This window comes from Pseudoalteromonas sp. SR41-8 (assembly GCF_014163915.1).
GTDB lineage: Bacteria > Pseudomonadota > Gammaproteobacteria > Enterobacterales > Alteromonadaceae > Pseudoalteromonas > Pseudoalteromonas rhizosphaerae.
Map to the genome: position 1 here is coordinate 156,981 of NZ_JACJEE010000003.1, position 14,156 is coordinate 171,136.

Annotated in this window: 17 protein-coding genes; all 17 read right to left on the reverse strand. The window is 42.6% G+C overall.

Annotated elements, in window-relative coordinates; translation table 11 throughout:
• Positions 1 to 34: 34 nt before the first annotated feature.
• The 17 genes from H5162_RS03605 to H5162_RS03685 all read right to left on the reverse strand — a co-directional run bounded on the left by H5162_RS03605 (position 35) and on the right by H5162_RS03685 (position 14,148).
• On the reverse strand, positions 35 to 526 hold the full coding sequence (locus H5162_RS03605; RefSeq protein WP_182777676.1) for a DUF1833 family protein: 492 nt from the start codon (positions 524 to 526) through the stop codon (positions 35 to 37).
• Positions 526 to 1,278: a hypothetical protein gene (locus H5162_RS03610; RefSeq protein ID WP_182777678.1), complete on the reverse strand. Its 753-nt coding sequence runs from the start codon at positions 1,276 to 1,278 to the stop codon at positions 526 to 528. The genes H5162_RS03605 and H5162_RS03610 overlap by 1 nt, the downstream gene beginning before the upstream one ends.
• A gap of 1 nt (position 1,279) precedes the next feature.
• Positions 1,280 to 3,358 (reverse strand): sialate O-acetylesterase, encoded by a 2,079-nt coding sequence (locus H5162_RS03615; protein WP_182777680.1) that lies wholly within the window; start codon positions 3,356 to 3,358, stop codon positions 1,280 to 1,282.
• On the reverse strand, positions 3,351 to 3,827 hold the full coding sequence (locus tag H5162_RS03620; protein ID WP_182777682.1) for a hypothetical protein: 477 nt from the start codon (positions 3,825 to 3,827) through the stop codon (positions 3,351 to 3,353). The genes H5162_RS03615 and H5162_RS03620 overlap by 8 nt, the downstream gene beginning before the upstream one ends.
• A gap of 2 nt (positions 3,828 to 3,829) precedes the next feature.
• Positions 3,830 to 5,953: a hypothetical protein gene (locus H5162_RS03625; RefSeq protein WP_182777684.1), complete on the reverse strand. Its 2,124-nt coding sequence runs from the start codon at positions 5,951 to 5,953 to the stop codon at positions 3,830 to 3,832.
• A 1-nt stretch (position 5,954) separates the two neighbouring features.
• Complete coding sequence (locus H5162_RS03630) at positions 5,955 to 6,149, reverse strand: hypothetical protein (RefSeq protein WP_016899812.1); 195 nt, start codon at positions 6,147 to 6,149, stop codon at positions 5,955 to 5,957.
• Positions 6,150 to 6,193: 44 nt separating this feature from the next.
• Positions 6,194 to 6,529 carry a hypothetical protein gene (locus H5162_RS03635; RefSeq protein ID WP_182777686.1) on the reverse strand — a complete coding sequence of 112 codons (336 nt, stop codon included), beginning with the start codon at positions 6,527 to 6,529 and terminating at the stop codon, positions 6,194 to 6,196.
• An 8-nt stretch (positions 6,530 to 6,537) separates the two neighbouring features.
• The gene (locus H5162_RS03640) at positions 6,538 to 6,996 is read right to left on the reverse strand and encodes a hypothetical protein (protein WP_135475258.1); all 459 of its coding nucleotides are present in this window, start codon (positions 6,994 to 6,996) and stop codon (positions 6,538 to 6,540) included.
• A 1-nt stretch (position 6,997) separates the two neighbouring features.
• Positions 6,998 to 7,396 carry a hypothetical protein gene (locus H5162_RS03645; RefSeq protein ID WP_182777687.1) on the reverse strand — a complete coding sequence of 133 codons (399 nt, stop codon included), beginning with the start codon at positions 7,394 to 7,396 and terminating at the stop codon, positions 6,998 to 7,000.
• A complete protein-coding gene (locus tag H5162_RS03650; RefSeq protein WP_182777688.1) occupies positions 7,393 to 7,899 on the reverse strand; it encodes an HK97-gp10 family putative phage morphogenesis protein in 507 nt (168 codons plus the stop codon). The genes H5162_RS03645 and H5162_RS03650 overlap by 4 nt, the downstream gene beginning before the upstream one ends.
• Complete coding sequence (locus H5162_RS03655) at positions 7,892 to 8,221, reverse strand: phage head closure protein (RefSeq protein WP_182777689.1); 330 nt, start codon at positions 8,219 to 8,221, stop codon at positions 7,892 to 7,894. Before H5162_RS03655 ends, H5162_RS03650 begins: the two co-directional genes overlap by 8 nt.
• The gene (locus tag H5162_RS03660; protein ID WP_182777690.1) at positions 8,218 to 8,826 is read right to left on the reverse strand and encodes a hypothetical protein; all 609 of its coding nucleotides are present in this window, start codon (positions 8,824 to 8,826) and stop codon (positions 8,218 to 8,220) included. Before H5162_RS03660 ends, H5162_RS03655 begins: the two co-directional genes overlap by 4 nt.
• A gap of 5 nt (positions 8,827 to 8,831) precedes the next feature.
• Entirely contained in the window at positions 8,832 to 9,086 is a 255-nt protein-coding gene (locus H5162_RS03665) for a hypothetical protein (RefSeq protein ID WP_182777691.1), read from the reverse strand.
• 54 nt (positions 9,087 to 9,140) lie between these two features.
• Positions 9,141 to 10,385 (reverse strand): phage major capsid protein, encoded by a 1,245-nt coding sequence (locus H5162_RS03670; RefSeq protein ID WP_182777692.1) that lies wholly within the window; start codon positions 10,383 to 10,385, stop codon positions 9,141 to 9,143.
• Between the two features lie 69 nt (positions 10,386 to 10,454).
• Positions 10,455 to 11,198, reverse strand: coding sequence for a head maturation protease, ClpP-related (locus H5162_RS03675; RefSeq protein ID WP_182777694.1), 744 nt, complete (start codon positions 11,196 to 11,198; stop codon positions 10,455 to 10,457).
• A complete protein-coding gene (locus tag H5162_RS03680) occupies positions 11,195 to 12,433 on the reverse strand; it encodes a phage portal protein (protein WP_182777695.1) in 1,239 nt (412 codons plus the stop codon). Before H5162_RS03680 ends, H5162_RS03675 begins: the two co-directional genes overlap by 4 nt.
• On the reverse strand, positions 12,433 to 14,148 hold the full coding sequence (locus H5162_RS03685; protein ID WP_182777696.1) for a terminase large subunit: 1,716 nt from the start codon (positions 14,146 to 14,148) through the stop codon (positions 12,433 to 12,435). Before H5162_RS03685 ends, H5162_RS03680 begins: the two co-directional genes overlap by 1 nt.
• Positions 14,149 to 14,156: the final 8 nt, after the last annotated feature.

Consider the following 14,156-nt stretch of genomic DNA (forward strand, 5'->3'; position numbering starts at 1 on the left):
ACACTTAAATAGTCAATAATTGTATAAATCATATTTAGCTGAAGTATTTAAGCCCTGGGGCGATGGAAGGGGTATAGCGGTTTTTAGGCCAGGCTTTATTAACCAGATCGTTAAATGAGGCAACTACATTTAAACTTTGCGCGGTGGCCTGTACATCAACCGCTTTCATTTCAATCGCCGGCTCTGCAGGTTCTGTTAAGTCACTTAACGTATAAACACGGTAAATAACTTTAATTGGCACACCTGCACCGATGGCCTGATTAATTTTAGTTAACGCTTCACCCGTGACATTATCAATTTGAAATTGTAAGTCTTGCCGACCTTTTACCCCGCGGGCAGGGAGTGACACCCCCATCCCGCTGGCTAAAAAGGTGACCATATCGCCCCCTTCAATCCCTGCCGTTACATCATCAAAGCCTTCGCAAATTCTTAATGTCCATAAAGAATCAGCTTGAAGTTCTAATGTGTGGATTGGCAGATCATCGACAGGGGCACTGGCGTAGATGCGTTGGAGTACTTGGGACATTAGATATTAATACCTAGCTTTGCCATTCTTGATTTACTTCTGAAATAGAGTGAATTTAGCTCGTCTGTAGTTAGAACTTTGTCAAAAATAATAAATTCAGCAAAATCGGTTGATGCTCCTAAGCTCGTCGGATAATAAGCTTGGCCACAGGCAATAACAGCATTGTCATCGTACGGCGTTCCACTTGTTTGGTTTCTGGCAACTACAGGTAGTTCATTTAGTTTAAGTTTTACCCCAATATTGCCAGCTTCATCTATTACTTCACGGGTAACAGCCAAGAAATACCAAGTGTTAGCACTTAATCCTGTCATAATGGGCGAATTACCAATATTTGTACCTCGATAGTTTGCATACAAATAGGCAGTTTGATCATCATTGTTAGTGATTAAATAAACACTCCCCCCTCCAGCAGCTGCAGATGATAATGAACCAAAAATAACAGGCACATCAGCATAAGAATCTACTCTGAATACCGTTGCAACTGTGCAATCAATATTACTGTCGGCGAAGTCACTCAAAAGTGCTTTTCCATTTCCGCTAAGAGTCAAAAATTTATCAGCGTAAACAGGTGACTCACTTTGCTCAGTTAATTGCTTATCAGTAACCTTACTAACTAAGGGTTGTATGTTGCCAAATGCCCAGTGACCGTATGAATCTTTTTCATAAGGGAAAAGATATTCAACATCTGATGCAGAAATAACAGGCATATCAGGGTTATTACTAGTGACATTAAGCACTGTGAAAATATTCATATTACTCTCCGAGCCTTACTATGTTTAATTTAAAATGGGGTGATACATTGAACAAAGGTTTTTCAACACCTAATACGGATATTGTTTCAGGATCGCTATCTCTTAAATTACCAGTCCCAACCTCATTCATGTCTGTTAAATTGCTTTGGTAATCTAGTGCGTAACGAACTTCAGCGACACCTACAATTTCTCTTGATAACTCTAAGACAACCGATTGGCCAACTACATTAATCGATTGCAAATTAATAAGACCATTTTCATCTTCAACGGCAAAGCCATAGTCTTGTGTTAAAGCTAAATTTTCTATATCAAGAACAAGTGGCAAACAAGGAACGTCAAACATTACTGTTAATGATGTGTCTTTCAAAGTTGCTGAAACTGGTTTTATAAACTCTGGCTCATACCCATCTAATAGTGATTTATATGCTTTTGCAAAATAACCACTTAACCACTTGTAACCCTCACTTGTTAAGTGGATTCGGTCAGGCGCATGTGGCATATGATAAATAGGACTAACCATAAAAATATTGTTGTTTTCTTTAGCTAAATCTAGTTGAGCTAGAGAAATGTCAGGTCTTTGAAGTGTCCAATATGCTGTCTGATACTCAAGTATATAAGCGGGGCTAGTTTGTGAGTTTATAGCTTTAACATCAGTATCAATGTTTTCAGAAAGCTGAGTTAATGCCTGTTTGTATTCAGAGTATGTAGTCGTATATGACGCATCATTTTCACCTTGCAACCATAATACGGCTGGTACTACATGTTCTGGGTTTGCTGTGTAACCTTGGGTGACATGTTGTAAAAATGTATTGTTATACCAAGCTGTGCCTTTTTCTAGTTGTGATACTCGATAACCACCGTGACCAGCAGCGCTTGCCAAAATCACATGCTCCAATGGATTTAAACCAGCTTCGGCCAGTAGTGTTGATGCTAGGTTTGCAAAACCAGAACAAACGGTTTCACCGCGCGTAGAACTACCATCTGGAGCTGGATTTTCATCTTCTGCTAAAGGTTTTAACGGTAAGAAGTCATATTCTGTGCCGTTAAACGCTCTAGGGCCACCATTGAACGTTAAATTATTATAGGGCTGATTTAAACTGATAACAGGCTTACCAGCTGCACCCACAGATAATGATTGCCCATATGCAATTACATGATTTATAGCTTTTGAAATTATTTTTTCTTTAAGTGGCACTTTTTGCTTATAAATGACTTTTTCAATGCTTTGCCCACTAAAGCCAACACCAATTAATTTGTCTTCTGCGACATCATAACCCAAAATTAAGCGTCCAATGGAGTCAGTTACCATAGGAACAATGTCACTACCTTTGAATAAAGCGCTGCCAAATGAAGTCATAGTTTCATCAGTAATCAACCCAGACCCTATTACTGATTCTGTTTTGGTTTCATACCCTAAGATAACTTTAAGGTTTTTGTCTGTTACTAAAGGAGTTACACCCGTGCCTTTAAAGGTTGCTTCTGATGATAAATTTTCACTATTTTTTATCGTTTCAAGCTTAACAGCTTCATTAATCGGGTTAGAGACAAGTCCAAGCACATCTTTTTCATCCAAAATGCCTGCACCAATTAACTTGTCATTTATCGAGTCAAAACCTAGTAAAACTTTAAGATTCTTGTCTGTTAAGAGCGGTTTTATATCTTCAACGCCTAAGTATTTAGCTTCACCTGAAAAACCCTCAGATATATCCAGCACTTCCTTGGCAACTTCTGTGATAGCTTGATTACTTGGGTATGATTTTTTGAAAACAGCAACCCCATTTTCATTTTGATAAAGATCTAGATATCGACTCTCACTAGCACTAACCACACTAAAAAATTGACCGTCCGGAGTGGCTGCAATACCCGCTGCTGTGCTTGGGTATTTAACTGCATCAATATCGGCTGCAGCATCTAAAACTAGTTGAACTCGCGCTGTAACTTCATCTAATGCCTTTTTTTGCACGCTAGGTTTTTCTTCACCATCAATCATTACAGTTGTATTTTCGTCGCCTTGTAAAACTTGGTTTAATTGATCAACCGTTGTGCTCAATTGCTCAACTAAAGTTAAATAATTAGACATTGTTATTTCCTAGATATTTGTTCATTGAATTAGTTACTGAGACAGCAAATGTCTCTGCCGTGAGTGGGGTTAGTACAACATTAACCATCCCTTCCTCACTCACCACTTGTCGTTTTTTAATCTCGATATTGGCGCTGTAGTTCCAAAATCCGCCGTTAAAGCTGACGGATTCAAGCGGGCTTTGTTTAAATCTAACTTCGTGCTCTATCAGCCCTTCTGGTGTGCGAACTGGCATTAAAAACCAATTCACAGCATCGTTAACGCCGTGTGTTACAAAGCCTTCGAGTATTTGCGCTTGGTATTTATTGAGTTTCCAGGTTGCGCCCATGGTGGTGGGTACCGACTGAAAACGCTTTCGTTGGCGAGCGCGGCCGCTTGCCATGTCTGTGCGTAATAAATTAGAGTTTTGTGATAACCGGTGGCTTGAAACGAGTGGCAGTTTTAAATCTGTAGGGTATTTTACTAGCACGTTTATACCCCCTGCCGTTGTAAGCTATAGGTGTTTTCTAATGCGGTAGATGCCTCGCCGCCTTGGCGGATATTACTCACAAATATGTTAATAACATCTTCACCATTAAGCTGGCTTCGACTTTGCGAGCCTGCACGGCTGGCATCTTCAATCACATTTACAGTGACACTAGAGCCCAGGCTTTGACCTTTTGTGTGATCAACAACGGTTTCTTGTGGGTGAAGCATGGCCAACTGACCACCTTTACCATCTAGGCCGCCGCTGCGTGGTCCGTCCCAGGTATAACCACCGCCATCGAATGAGGCTAAACCACTCACTTTGCCCGCATATAAAGTACCAGCGCCAATGACCACACCAGCAGCTGCCGCACCTAACACAGGCCCCACATATGGAATACCAGCAAGGGCGTTATACGCTTTCATTGCAGTGTCGTAAGTATTAGTCCAAATGCTTTGCAGTGAATTGCGTTTTTCTTCATCAAGCATGGTTTGGCCAATCGTCATTGCTGATTTGGCATAACTGGCGTTTTTACCTTCCATACCATCAAAATAGCTGCCCATGGTGTTAAATAAGCTGTTATAGCCTTCGTCCATTATTTGCTGGCGCTCTTGCTCTACTTGAGCAAGGTTTTCTTGATGTTCACGTTCTTTATCTTCGCGAACGGTTAGCTGCTCTTGCTTAATAAGGCTTATATTTTGTTCATGCTGAGCTAAGGCTTGCTCTTTTGCTGTGGTGTATTCGGCTTCTATCTCAGCGGTGATTAGATTTTTGTCACGCAATAGCTGAAATTCACGTTCCATTTCTTGCTGTTTACGTTCAAAGCGGCGGTTCTCGAGCTCGACTTCTTTGCCGTCTTGCGCTAACTGAGCATCAAATATTTGTTGATATTGGTTACGGGCTGATTCAATTAGCTTTTGTGCTTTTTCGTCAGCCACTTTAGGATCTGAATTTACCAATAAATCGCTCAGGTCTTTCTTTTTGGGATTGTTTACTTGCTCTTGTGCTGCGGCTTCAAATTTAGTTTGTACATCAGTGATCCATGTTTTGATTTTTTCTGATGGCATAGGCGCCATTGATAAATCACTAAGCTCTTTGGCTAAGCTATCGGTAGTTTGTGATACTGAATCAGCAAAAAAGTTAATTTCGTCTAACGTTTCAGTATCAAACCCTAAAGTATCCCCTATTTTGCCACCGACTTTTGAAGCTACAGTGCCTATTTGCACTATGCCATTTACGAGTTCGGCCATCGCCTGGCGAACAAGTAAAAAAGTTACTTGTAAACCACGCCCCATATCAGATAAAAACCCAATACCTGAACCAACTTTAGTAACCACTTGCTGAGCTATTGAGCCAAAGCCACCGGCTTCCTTTGCTGATTCTGTCCACATATCTGAAATAGCGCCGATAATAGGAGCTGTTTCAATGGCTAGCGTTTGACCAAAACTGTGCGTGGTTTTTTGTGCTTTATCGAATGCATCGTTTGCCATTTCAACTTTAGCAGCATCGATGCGGTCGAACGTCATACCCAGGGCGTCAGCTTCTTGCATCATAGCGGTTATGCCATCAGCGCCGGCGTCCATCACGTTGATCATCTTAGCGCCCGATTTCCCCATTAAGCTTTGTGCTAGGTAAACTTTCTGGCTTTGGTCTTCAACACCTTTTAGCTTGTCTGCAATTACTTTAAATTGCTCTTCAGGTGCCAGGCCTTGCAACTCTTGAACAGATAAACCTAAACCATCAAGCGCATATTTAGCTTCACCGGTACCTGTTTGCCCCACTTGGCCTAGGTTTTTTTGCATTGTTTGCAGTGATTTATTTAGTTCTTCGTTGGAAGCACCATATAAATTAGCCGCATGTTGCAAACCACCTAAAGCCTGCGTGGTAATACCTAGTCGGTCTGCTGTTTTAGCTTGTTGATCAATAAACTCCGCGTTTTTGGCATAAATTGATGCATACGCGGCTACCCCTACCGCGCCGAACCCCGCCATAACTTTAGCGCTACTGCCTACCATTTTGCGGGTTTTATCTGCCCACGATGAGGTTTTTTTATTGGCTTTATTGAGCTCAGCAGTCAGCTTCCCACTTTTACCGATTAAATCGATAGTGAGTGTTGCAATTGATGCCATGTTAATTTCTCTTTTGTTTACGCCAAGGACAGGTATTTAAAAACGCTTCGGCTTCGCGGCGTTTTTGCTCGTATTCAATTTTTCGTTGTTCGCTTCTGTCGAATGTCAGGCCCATTTTTAGCCCTTGGTGGACTAAGCGCAGTTCCAGTTCGTCAGCTGATAAGCGTTTATGAAGGTCATAGAGTGAGCAACCCAAGCTATCTGCTAGGTTGCAGAGCGCTTGTAACTCAGGTTGCTGTTTTAGTTTTTTTCAATCGCCTCAAGGTTCTCTTGAGCAAGGTTAGTGAAAAATAACCCAGTGGTGTGGATCATACCCAGCTGCTGCATGTCCAACAGGTTAGGCAGTTTGGCAGCTTCTTTATCGTCAAACTTGCCGTGCAGCATGTAGTAAGTATTGCGCTGCGCCATTTTCTCAAGCTTTTTAGGGTCGGCGTCTTTATCACTAAATAACTCCCGGGCTTTTACTTCATCCATTGCCGGCAGTCGGTGTAATACAATTTTGCCCACGCCTTCAATATCAAACTCACGTGAGGAAGTTGGTAACTTCCCCGCCATTATTTGTGCTGCTGTAATCATTTAACCCCCTAAGCTGCTGGTAGCGTTGAGAAGTCAACTTCTTGCAGCTTGCCAATGCAAGCAAACATTTGTTTACCTGAATCTTTACCTGATTCGCCACTAAAGTAGTCATGTGGTAAAAATTCAACATCTTGTACTTCGCCGCTGGCGCGGGTTACTTTAATGCTGATAGGTGTGCCGGCCTTTACCATATCGCAAAACGCTTTTTGGTCTACATTGGCTGGTTTATGGCGAAAACTAAGCTCCCAATCTTGATCTTCGGGTAGGCATTTCTCACTGTAAGAGCGTCTATCCGCGGCAATATCAGTATCGTCTTCATACACTTTGCCAGAGTTAATTTGTGGGATGATATCTAGGCCTGGCAATATAGCGTCAACTTCGCCCACACCCGTGGTACAAAATTGCAATGTAGACTTATGTGAATCAACCGTATCTGCGGCTGGGGTTGTTACTGGAGTAATTGGCATTTTAAACCTCGTTATTTATGGTGTGGTACTTAAAAATGTATTCGTATGACTCGCGGTATAAGTGCGAGCCGGTTTCGAAGTCGGGTATACGGCCTTGCTTTAGCGCTAGTTGCACGTCTACTTCATCATCAACAAACCCTTGTTTGTTAAAAATGTTTGCAAGCTCTTTGGCTATTGCTTTGGCATTAGCGGGTAGCTTGCTGTAACAATCAAATTGAATGAGTGCTTCGCTTTGGTTGTCTTCCATATGTATTTCGATTGGAGTGTCATCGTTGATCACACTAAGCAGCACATAGTTATCGTCTGAGTTATGGTTAGTCGTTAAATGCAGTGCATCACCAATTAAGGCGGTAAGCGGTGATGATGCGAGTGCTTTTGTGCGTATGCTGTTTTCTATCATGCTGGTTTGTTCTTTTTAGCAATGCGGCGCTGGGCCAGATTGATACGCTTAGCTAAGCCACGGTTAATCACAACTATGACTTGATTAGTGCGCTTTTTAAAAGCTTGGCGAATAAATGGGTCTGCTTTTTGGTTGGTTGTGCCATATTCTACTTGCACTATGTAAGGCACTTTAAACACACCCACACGTACAAGCGATACAACGCCTTTACCAAAACGGCGGGTTTCTCTTCCTTGGCGGTTAGTACTTGCCTTTACTTGAATGCGCGATCTTAAAAAGCCTGGGCGAATCTCGACCTTTTGCCCTTGCTTAGTTTTAACTAGCCTCACTATGTCTGACTCGGGTGCGTTGCGTTGCATACCTTGCTGGTATTTAATGGCGCCTTCTTTTATGGCGCTGGTCATCATGCCGGTGGCTTTTTTTGCCCCCACTTCTTTAGCTATATCAAGCAGTGCTTTTTCCATTTGTTTAAGGCCAGAAATATCAATACCTGTATCAAGCATGTGTTATCTCCTTAACCGCGATAATAGTTAATACGTTTGCAAAATCTTGATTTATAGGTGTACCAATGATTTCAAAGACTCGCTGTTTATAAGCAATTTGGTGTGTTGGCTTTATTTTGCTGCTGTAACGGCACGTTACTGTATGGGTGATTTCGCCGATTAACTGGCCACTTTGTTCAAGCTCTTTTGCAGCACCGGTTTGTATATTTACCCATTTATAAAACTCATGTTGATGGCTGTTAGTGTTATAGCCATCATTTGATTTTGTGCCTTTACCAAAGCTGGCTTTGCAGTTGTAGTTAGCTGCTGGGAGCGATTTCATAGCAGTTCAACCGCCAGTTCGTCAGCAATAGCTTTGAATGCATTAGGCATGTCGTAAAGTTTGACGGGGGCTGTGTCTTCGCGGTTACGAAACCAATCACCAATAAGTACTAATATGGCTTGTTTTGCTAGGTCGTATTTGTCCTGGTCTAGCATGGTGACTTCATCAATTGCATTGTCATCAACCGCAGCATGACCAAACACGCATTCAATTTGCACTGCATCTGCTACTTTAAAACCAACCGCTGGCCATTGCCCACCTAGTTTAGGAGTAATTGTGGCCGTTAATCCATGTTCAATTACACGGTATTCACTTGGGTCAATAGTAACGAGCTGCCCCAAGTTATTAATATATTTAATTGATGTGATGCTCCGAAGCGGCGCGTAAGGCAGGTGTATTTCTTTGCAAAACTTGGGTAGTGCAAACTGCCATGTTTGTTCTACTAATAAACGGCCACTACGTTGTTCAAAACGTTTGCGCGCTCTCGGTACCAAACTTTGCAAATAATCATGATGATCATCATCAGCATGGGTATGTGCTGCCAGTTCTTCTACAGTGAATGGCTCAATACTTGGCGCCTGTATTAACTTTCGGAGCATTTTCATTGTTGTTACTCTTTGCCGTCAGTGTTTTCGTCGGTTTCACTTTCTGCGTCTTCATCAGTCGCATTAAGGTCAACAACTTTTACTTCTAGCTCTTTGCTACAGTAATCAACCGCTGCTTTGTCACTTGATAACTCACCTACTTTAATAAGTGGTTCAAGTAACTCGGCATCACCTTTTACAAGTGCGTTTGGCTCAAAAGATTGATCTGCAATTACACATGCAACCAGTACACGTGCAGTAATTAGCTTTTTAGCTGCCATGGTCAAATTCCTTAAATAAAAAAAGCCCCTTTACAGGGGCAATTGGAGCATCAATTAAGCGGCTGCATTTTGGTAGTACTTAACAGCACCACCTACATCAATGCAGCGGCCACCAGTACGCATAAACGCTAAGAAACCAACTTGGCCCTTGCGGCTATATGCGCTGTCAGTGAAGCGGAAGAACAACATTTGCGACACATCGCGCACAATGTATTTAGAGAAGTCACCAAATAAAACCGACTTGGCATTAGCCGCCATGGTTGGAATGTGTTGGTTAGTTGCATACGGTTTTCCTAAAATAGTATTAGGCTCTGAAGCTTCCATACCAGGTAACCAAAGTGGGCGGCCTTGCAGGTCTTTAAGTTTTTTAACTACTTTGATTGTGCCGTCATTCATCATGTAACCGCATTGCATGCTACGGCGATACGCAGGGTCTACGCTGTGTTGTAAATCAACCAAGTCATCATACGTAACGGTAGCAATTTGGCCTGAAGCGCCTACTTTACCCGCCGTGGTATCAGCTAAAATACCGTGTGGTTTGCCTGTGCCATCACCATTAATAAAGCTATCTTCCGAGGTGCGGCCAATGCGCATACCAATTTGCGCATTAATGTAACCCTCAAGGTCAAACTGAGTGTCTTGCAATAATTGGAACGGCACCGCAATCACTTTAGAGCTGATCATGTGAGTTTCGATGTTACGAACACCGAATGAAGTATCTTCATCATCTGCTGTGCCATTTTCAGCTAACCATTCACCTTGCTCAGCGGTTGCGTTAGCGGTAGGCCATGGAATTGTAGAACCGGTTGCTGTAGGTACTACGGTTGCCAGCTCACGCATACCGCCATAGGCTTTAAGCGCTTGTGAAATGCCTGGGGCAATTTCGTCAGCCGTTAAATAACCGCCTTCTGAGCCTGTGCCTGTGCTCATGGTGTTTTTTGGGCTGTCGATACGTGCCTGTACAGCTGCTCGTTGATCTTCATTAAGCGCCGACATACCCCCGCGCAACCATGATGCATACGCTGCTTTTTCTTGATGTAACTGGTGCTCTGCCTCATCAGTAGAAATACCATTATTATCAGCGCGGTCTTGAATGGTTTGCTTTGACTTAGCTTGTAAGTCGAGCACTTTTTGTTGGCGGTCTAAATCACCATCTAGTGCATCAATTTTATTTACGAGATCATCATATTTCTTTTGCTTGTCATCACCCCACGCTTCATCTTTAGGGTGATCCGTTACCAATTGGTTTAGGGTTACAGCTAATTCTTTTCGCTGCTCACGCTTTTGTTGGATAGACATAATTCAATTTCCTCAATTTTAAGTACAAAAAAAGCACCCTTAGGTGCTTTAGTAGTGGTGCCAGCGGAGCTAGCCAGTTTTTAACAGCATGTTGGCAAATCGCTCTAGCCGATCACGCTGCACAAATTTATCTTGTGGTTGCTGGGGTTTAGGTGCATTTTGATATGACGTTAAATCCCACGCTTTATTGGTGGTTTTATCGTTTGTACCATCTTGCATGATGCTGTCTACAAAGCCATGTTCTAATGCTTCTTGTGCGGTAAACCATGTTTCGTTTTTCATCCAGGTGCGTACTTGTTCTTCGCCTGCTTCAGTACGCTTTTCGTAGTCGTTTACTATGGTGTTGTCGACCTTATCAAGCATATCGGCTGTGTCGCGTATTTCATCGGCGTTACCAAGTGCAAGTGTCCAGGCGTAGTGGATCATGTAAAAACCTGAATCAGCTATTTCAATAGTGTCACCTGCTAATGCAATACGTGTTGCTGCACTGGCTGCTATACCGTCTATATGTACATGAATTTTTGCAGAGTGCGCTTTTAAACTAGAGTAAATGGCTGTTGCTTCAAATACGTCACCGCCTGGGCTGTTAATATAAACATCGATGTCGGTTGCATCAGTGATACTAAGCAGGTCGCGCTTTATCATTTCGGCTGATACACCCCACCATGGATCAATTACATCGTAAATTAAAAATGCTGGGCGGCTTTCGCCTGCGTTGGCCAGTGGTGATTGTTGCTTTACTTGATAACCAACTTGGTCACGGTTTTGGCAGTTATTTTTAACTAACTGCATTAGTTTGCGGCTGTTATTCATGATTCGTTTTCCATTGGTTGATTATTTGCAATTGGGTCGTATGGTAAAGCGTATTTACCGCCAAATTCGGGGAGGTTTTCGAGCTTGCGAACTTCGTCTATGCTCATCCAGCCAGGTCCTTGTGAACCACCAATGGCTTGGCGGTATGCTTCGTTTCTGTCTTTAAGCGTTAAGCGCATTAAATTAGCGGCTATAAACTCGGCAAACATGGGTTTGTTTAAAAACAGTTTGCGGTTTATCTCTTGTTCGAAGCGGTTTAAGTGTGGCCCAAGTGTAAAACGTAAGAACGAAAGGCCAATTTCACCTATACCTGAGCCCCACGATGTTGATTTTTGCTCTTGGTTTACCATAAAGCTCGGTAAACCAAACGCACGCGCTATGTCGGTAATTTGAAATTCGCGTGACTCAAGCAGCTGTGAGTCTTTAGCTGATAAGCTCAATGCTTTAATATCCGTGCTTTCATCAAGCACAAGTGGAAATTTTGAGTTTTCTACACCGCCATAAGCCTTAACCCATGCGGTACGGAACTTTTCTTTTTGTTCTTCGTCCCACTTACCCTTTTTAACAACAGCTACACGTTGCGTTGAGCCCGATTTAAAGAACTCACCACTGTGTTGTTCCATGGCAAGCTCAAGCCCAATACTATTAAATGCGCCCCACTGAATAACCGACATTGATTTAAGGCCGTTAAAACCGAAGCCAGGAAAGTGCAATATGTCGTCTTGGTCTAAACCGCGGGCGGTGCCATCTAGTGTAAAAAAGTAATTTAGCCGGCCATTGTTGTTAACAACGTTCATACCTACAGGGCTGATTGGTAAAATCTCTTCAATATCACCATTGCGATCACGTAATAACACCGCGTAACCATCACCGTGTAATAGAACGCTTGCTACTATGAACTCCCAAAACGTTGCTGCACTCCAAACCGCGGTTGGTTGTAGGTTAAAAAGATTAGCTAATGTGTGGTTTGCAAGGCGTGTTTTATCACCGTTATCACCACGTTCAAATATATGTACGGGCATCTGTGCTATTGCGCCAGAAATTAAGCGCACACAGGCAAACACTATTGATACTTTCATTGATGTTTTAGGCGTTACAGCAGGACCTGCAAGTGATGGCATAACGCCAAACAGATCAGATAAACTATTTATATCCTGCACTGTAATATCTTTTTGATCAGCAGTATTGTTCACTGTTTTTGTAGTGTTGCGACTTAAAAACGGGATTTTAAACATTAGAATTCCAAAAACTCTTGGTTAGAACCATCATCTTCTTCCGGTTGCCATGAACCGATGAAGGCCAGTAACTTAGCGACTGCGGTATCAATTTTGTTATCTTTATGCTCTTTCACTGGGCGGATATATTTGCCGTCCATGGTTTCTTTGGCGATTACGTTGCCAAGGCACCAAGTAAGAACTGGATCACCGTTATGGTGTATACGGCCTTGCCTGAGTAAGTTTTCAAACTCACGCATTGCCGGCGAAAAGTTAGTGTAATTTTGTGACACCTTAATTGGCTCTATGCCTGTGCTGTTTTGTACACGCTGTGCGATAGGCGCGGCACCTGCAGGGTCGTAAAATAAGCCTGTTACTTGGTAGTTTTCGTTATCAGTTTCGATAGCGCGCTCTACTTCGTCGTAATCTATGCTGGTACCTTCGCACTCAATTAAGTGGCCTTGGTCTACCCAGTCGCGATAAATGTCTATTTCGTTTGCTTTTGCCTCTGTTACATAGGTTTTAGCAAAGAAGTAGTAATGTAATTTGCCGTTTATCTCGCGAGTAAAGCACGTTACATCGGCTGTTAAGTCGTCTGACTCTGAAAGGTCGACGCCCTTGGTGCATTCTTCGCCAGTAAATTGCTCCATTGTAAGGGTGCTATCAGCAGCTGATAACCAATCTTCAAGGTTAAGCCAGGACTCACGAGCACCTACCCATAAATTAAGATGCTTAGTTTTGAATGCGTTTTGCTTACGCGCCGATTGCCTTGCTTTTGAAAGCTGGTTTAAAAGAAACTCAACTTCTACAGATATACCAAAGTTAGGATTAGCCTTGCGCAGTGCTTCTTCGCTTTGCCAATCATCATCTTTATCTATTGTGTAAATCATTGCGAAAACAGTTTCGTCGGTGCGGGTTCCTTCAAGAATCTCTTGGCACTCTTTTTGGAATTGGCCACATGGCCCAAACCAATTAGAACCAGCTGTTGATATGATCCATTCAAGTGGCTGCTCTCGGGCACCCATGCCGGTGATCATCGTATCGCGTTGGTCGTCATCATCATGTTCGTGGTACTCATCACATAAATAACAACTTGGTGAACCACCATCGCCAGGATTACCAATTAAGCGTTCAAACTTGCCGCCGTCCGTTGTTTTTTCTATTTGCTGAGCAAACAATTCAATATTAAAGCGGCGTCTAAATATAGGCTGTTTTAAAGCCATCTTTTTAGCTGGGTTAAACACTTCGTTAGCTTGCTTTTGTGTAGTCGCACCGCAGTAAACTTCAGCGCCTGGTTCATCATCATTCGCTAGCATGTACAAACCAATGGGAGCAACCCAAGTAGATTTACCATTCTTGCGCGGTACTAAAGTGAATGCTGTACGAAAACGCCGACGATAAGTTTCTATATGTTTCCAGCCGTAAACTTGTGCTGTTATCCACTTTTGCCAGCCGCTTAAATTAAGTAAGCCTTCATGCCCTTTTGCTCTGGCCCATTTGCCTTTTACATGGCTGAAGGTTTCTAAAAACCAAATGACTTTAAGTGCTGCTTCAGGATCAAAATAATAAGGGAAGTCCTCACTGCCTGCTCTTGCTAGGTCATGACTTTCACGTTCTACAGCTAACATCTCATATTTGTTAGATGGCCGCTTACCGCTTAATACATCAGATGCATACTTTTCAATATCAGCTAAGTGATCACGTTGAAACGTTGGGTAATTACTACGGTTTTGCATTTAGGTGA